Raw genomic sequence first — 4,966 nt, 5'->3', positions numbered from 1 at the left:
CACCCACTACATCGCCCGATCCCTACTCGAAACCGGCGGATTCAGACCCCAACTACACCGTCAATCATGAAGAGCCATTAAAAGAACACTACCGAGCACTTTCACACGTGCATTGGGATTGATGGATCAAGTGGCTTCCTGGAAACAGATCGTCTAGAGAAAGCGGGTAAGGAAATGTCTTTCGCATATAGCGATATGCTCGAAACCATAAAAAGTAAGCAATGGGCGCTGGCGGATATCGATTGGGATGCTCCGGGTGCTGAGCTCATCACGGATGAGCAGCGCCCCAAGCTCAAGCAGTTCATGGCTGACGTAGTGTGGATTGAACATGTCGGAGCGCGGGCATTCGCGGCGATGGCACCAAAAGCTCCGTTCGAGGCTCTGGGTGACATTTACCGGTACTTTCACGCCGAAGAGCAGCGCCACGCCAACGTTGAGCTAGCACTCATGCGGCGGTGGGGGATGCTGGAAAAGGACGAAAAGCCCGTTCCGAACAAAAATATCCGGCTGGTGATTGAATGGCTAGATCGATATGCTGAAGCTCTACCATTAACGGTGATTGGTGCCGCGATTCCCGCTCTGGAAACCGCCCTCGACGGAGCTTTGCTCAAATTTCTATTGGACGAGGTCGCGGACCCGCTTTGTGCCGAGGTTTTCAATAAAGTGAACAGCGACGAGTCGAGGCATCTAGCCGTAGGTTTTCAGGTCCTCAATGATCTGGGTGCCAGCCCGATGCGAGTCCACGCAATCCAAACAGCTGGCGCGCTGATTGATCCAAGAATCCTGGCTGGCGGGTTACTCTATGTACCTCTCCTAACGCGAATGCTGATGAATCTCAATGCCATGGGCTTGTCGGAAGAAAAACTATACAACGCCGTAACACGTTACGCGAATGTCGGTGATCGCAGTGAACACACTCGGAGGGTTCCCGGATATCACATTCTGAAGGCTCACATGTCGTCTTCGATTAAACGCTCCCAACCCCTGCATTTCATATCACAGCGCCTGGGCGACGCAATCGATGTTTTCCCCGTTCGAGTTCTAGGTCGACCACCTTCATGGACTGACGAGCTGACTTATGAGCCGGTAGCGAAATGACAGAAGTAAAGACCACTCTAATAATTGGCGCAGGATTCGCTGGTATCGGCACGGCTGTTCGGCTGATTCAGGAGGGCATGGACGAATTCGTTATACTGGAGCGTTCCGATAGTATCGGAGGAACCTGGCGGGATAACAGCTACCCGGGAGCGGCTTGCGACATTCCTTCATTGCTCTATTCTTACTCCTTTGAACAGAACCCTTCCTGGTCGCAAGCGTACTCGGGTAGCACCGAGATATTGCAATATATTGAACGAATCGTAGCAAAGTATGATCTTACTCGATTCATCAAATTTAGTTCCGAAGTGAATTCGATTGAATTCGATGAAGAAAGCGCTACCTGGGTTGCTGACACACGGGATGGCCGGCGATACGTGGGTCGGTCGATCGTCATTGCGAGTGGGCCACTTGCGAATGTGAGTCTCCCGGACATCAGGGGTATTGATTCATACGAAGGCAAAAAGATGCACAGCGCTCGCTGGGATCACGCCTATGACTTTTCAGGCAAACGTGTTGCCGTGGTCGGAACAGGTGCGAGTGCAGTCCAGATTGTGCCAGAATTGGTAAAATGCGCTAAATCAGTCAAGGTCTTTCAGCGAACGCCCGGTTGGGTTCTACCAAGGCCGAATTTCACGCACCCGGGCTGGTTGCGATCCGTGTTCCGTCGTTCGTCTTCACTCGAACAAGCTGGGCGACAGATATGGTTTTGGGCGCACGAGGTCATGGCTGTCGGCATGGTGTGGGATACGGCTGCAACGACAGTCATCGAAATAGCGGCGAAATCTAATCTGCGTCGGCAGGTGAAGGACAGCTGGCTTCGACGGCAGTTGACCCCTAACTTCAGGCCGGGGTGCAAACGGATGCTGATGACCAGCGAGTACTACCCAGCCCTGCAAGCTAGTAATTGCAAGCTCATTAGTTGGCCAATTGCTACTCTGGCTCCTAACGGTATTCGGACAGCCGATGGTGTCGAGCATGAGGTCGACTGTATAGTTTTTGCAACCGGATTTGATGTCTGTAAGCAAGGCACACCCTTCCCGGTGCGAGGTCTAAACGGGCGAAAGCTAGACGATGAATGGTCTCGAGGAACGTATGCCTATAAAAGTGTGAACGTCGCCGGCTATCCGAACCTATTCTTCACTTTTGGACCGAATTCCGGTCCTGGCCATAATTCAGCTCTTATCTATATGGAAGCGGCCATCGACTACATCGTCAAGGCGATCAAAGTGCTCCAAGCTCAAGGTGTGCGCACGCTAGATGTTCGAAGTGACCGGCAAAGTGCCTACCACGCGGACATCCAACGTCGTCTTAAGCGGACGACTTGGAATTCAGGATGCACAAGTTGGTACCTAACCGAGGACGGATACAACGGTACGATGTATCCGGGTTTTGCCACCCAATTCAGAAGAGAACTCTCTCAATTCGACATGCATGACTATATCGTCACTGGCAATGACGGATAGAAGCCGAGCATTCGGCGCTTCTCAAAAAGCGTCGGATGACAATGCCCATAGATCAGTCTTAGGAAGCGATGAATTTATATGCAGGTCTTCGATAGTGAGATAATAATCGTGGGAGCGGGCTTCTCGGGTATCGGCACCGCGATCAGCCTGCAAAAGGCGGGATTTTCCGACTTCTTAATCGTAGATGATGCCGGCGGTGTAGGTGGCACTTGGCATTGGAACACTTATCCCGGTATCGCGGTGGATATTCCGTCGTATAGCTATCAATTTTCCTACGAAAAACGGGCTGATTGGTCGCGAACATATGCACACGGAAATGAGCTTAAAGACTATGCGGTCGAGTGTGTAGAGAAGTATGGGCTTGCCGAAAAAATTCGCTTCAATACGACCATTATTGAAGCTTGTTATGATGAGTCTGTAAATCTATGGCAATTGCTGACTGCGGCTGGGGAGAAGCTAGCCGCACGTTTCGTCATCAACTGTTCAGGTGTTTTGAGTCGCCCGAAATGGCCGGAGATACCGGGCGTTGCAAGCTTTGCTGGTGTCACCCTGCACACCGCTCGATGGGATCATTCTAAGGACGTCGCGGGCAAGAGAGTGGCAGTCATCGGTACGGGAGCTTCAGCGGTACAGCTGATTCCTGAAGTCGCCAAAACTGCGGCAAGTTTGACGGTGTTTCAACGCACGCCCATCTATTGTTTGCCCAAGCCGGATTTTCGGGTACCTAGGTGGGCTCGCGCTGCATTACGCCATTTTCCGGGCGTGCAGTTTGCCACGCGCATAGGTAGTCAAGCATTTGTCGAGCTGACGTTTCCAATCGCGGCTCACTTTCACACTATTCTTCCCATGTCGACTGCGATGGAGGACCTCGCGAAGCGCTATATGCGCAATCAAGTAGATGACGCACGCACGAGGGAAAGTCTTATTCCAAAATATGCTCTCGGATGTAAGAGGCCCAGCTTCCACAATTCATATCTAACGACTTACAATAGACGCAATGTTTCGCTCGAAACGGATGGAATCTCATACATAGATGGCCAATCAATTCACACGATCAACGGTGAAACCTATCCGATTGATGTTCTAATACTCGCGACGGGTTTCAAGGTGATGGAGCCGGGCAACATGCCGACATATATGCTTAAAGGCCTCGGTGGACTCGAACAGGCGGCTTGGTGGGACGAGCACCGCCTCCAGGCTTTTGAGGGCGTGAGCGTCCCGGGATTTCCGAATCATTTCAACATCTTTGGTCCATATGGTTACAACGGTTCTTCTTATTTCGCCTTAATCGAAGCGCAGAGTCGGCACATTGTCCGATGCCTTAGGCATGCCCGCGCGTCGGGATCGAATTATATAGAGGTCACTGATGAGGCCAATGATCGGTATTTTGCTGATGTGCTCCGGCGACGCCACCGACAAGTTTTCTGGCAACCCACCTGTTCGGCGGCAAATAGTTACTATTTCGACCAACATGGAGATGTGCCGCTCCGCCCGTCGACGACACTCGAGACATCTCTGCGTAGCCGAACCTTTCCATTGTCTAGTTACCGATTTGACAGGCGAGGGTCGGTGGCCTCGTCGTGACGGATATGAAGGCGCCGGACTGGCGGCCCAGCATCGCGAGCTACTTGCTCGCTCTCTCGTCTCAGATTACGATTCGCCCGCTGGCCAGAGTTCTCCCTCCGAATGCCTATGGGATTGCTGTCTTGGATCGAGTGCTGCGTATGGCACTTGCCACCTCGTGGCCACGCCGTGGGGTGACAGTCGAACAGGTGGATGCCCAGTTTGCTGGAAGTCGGATTTGCGGGGAATGGGTCACATCGTCCGCTGTTGATCCTCACGCACCGCCTGTGCTCTATATTCACGGCGGCGCCTATTCGATGTGTTCTCCAGGTACGCATCGCGGACTTCTCGGTGAGCTGGCCTCAGCTAGCGGTCGGCCGATCTTCGCCGTCAAGTACCGACTAGCGCCGCGCTACCCGTACCCGGCCGCAGCTGACGACGCATTGAATGCGTACCGCTGGCTTGCGCATCGGTCGAGTTCATCTGGAGGGCGAGATTCTGTGGCTTTGGCTGGAGATTCCGCAGGAGGGCAGCTCTCGATGGCGACTGCGCTAAGCGCGCGAGACGAGATGCTGCCAGTCCCGGATTCGTTGCTCCTGATGTCCCCGGTGCTGGACCTCAGCTGCAAACTAGCGCGAGCACGCGAAGTCCGGCGCTCAGACCCTTTCGCGTCTGCACGGTCGGCGGCACGGGCGCTCCAGTTGTACGTAGCTGGGGCAGATCCCAGCGATCCTCGAGTTAGCGTGCTTACTGCCGACCTTTGCGGGCTCTTCGCAGTTGAGGGTGTAGAGGTGGTCGGCGCGTCGTTGCCTAGGTAGGGGTCGAGGTCTTCCGATGATGAA

Annotated in this window: 3 protein-coding genes and 1 pseudogene; all 4 read left to right on the top strand. The window is 53.5% G+C overall.

Annotated elements, in window-relative coordinates; translation table 11 throughout:
* The first annotated feature begins 174 nt into the window (after positions 1-174).
* Positions 175-1,098: a ferritin-like domain-containing protein gene (locus tag ACJH6H_RS29400; RefSeq protein ID WP_226519106.1), complete on the top strand. Its 924-nt coding sequence runs from the start codon at positions 175-177 to the stop codon at positions 1,096-1,098.
* Complete coding sequence (locus ACJH6H_RS29395) at positions 1,095-2,561, top strand: NAD(P)/FAD-dependent oxidoreductase (protein WP_318985124.1); 1,467 nt, start codon at positions 1,095-1,097, stop codon at positions 2,559-2,561. The genes ACJH6H_RS29400 and ACJH6H_RS29395 overlap by 4 nt, the downstream gene beginning before the upstream one ends.
* Before the next feature lie 78 nt (positions 2,562-2,639).
* Positions 2,640-4,145 carry an NAD(P)/FAD-dependent oxidoreductase gene (locus ACJH6H_RS29390; protein ID WP_318985123.1) on the top strand — a complete coding sequence of 502 codons (1,506 nt, stop codon included), beginning with the start codon at positions 2,640-2,642 and terminating at the stop codon, positions 4,143-4,145.
* 5 nt (positions 4,146-4,150) lie between these two features.
* Positions 4,151-4,894 (top strand): annotated as a pseudogene (locus tag ACJH6H_RS29385) (alpha/beta hydrolase fold domain-containing protein); the annotation flags it as partial.
* Between the last annotated feature and the right edge of the window lie 72 nt (positions 4,895-4,966).

It is taken from the genome of Mycobacterium sp. SMC-21 (assembly GCF_045310825.1).
Lineage (GTDB): Bacteria > Actinomycetota > Actinomycetes > Mycobacteriales > Mycobacteriaceae > Mycobacterium.
Note: the sequence above shows the minus strand (reverse complement) of the source record. Positions and strands in the feature narration are given on the sequence as shown.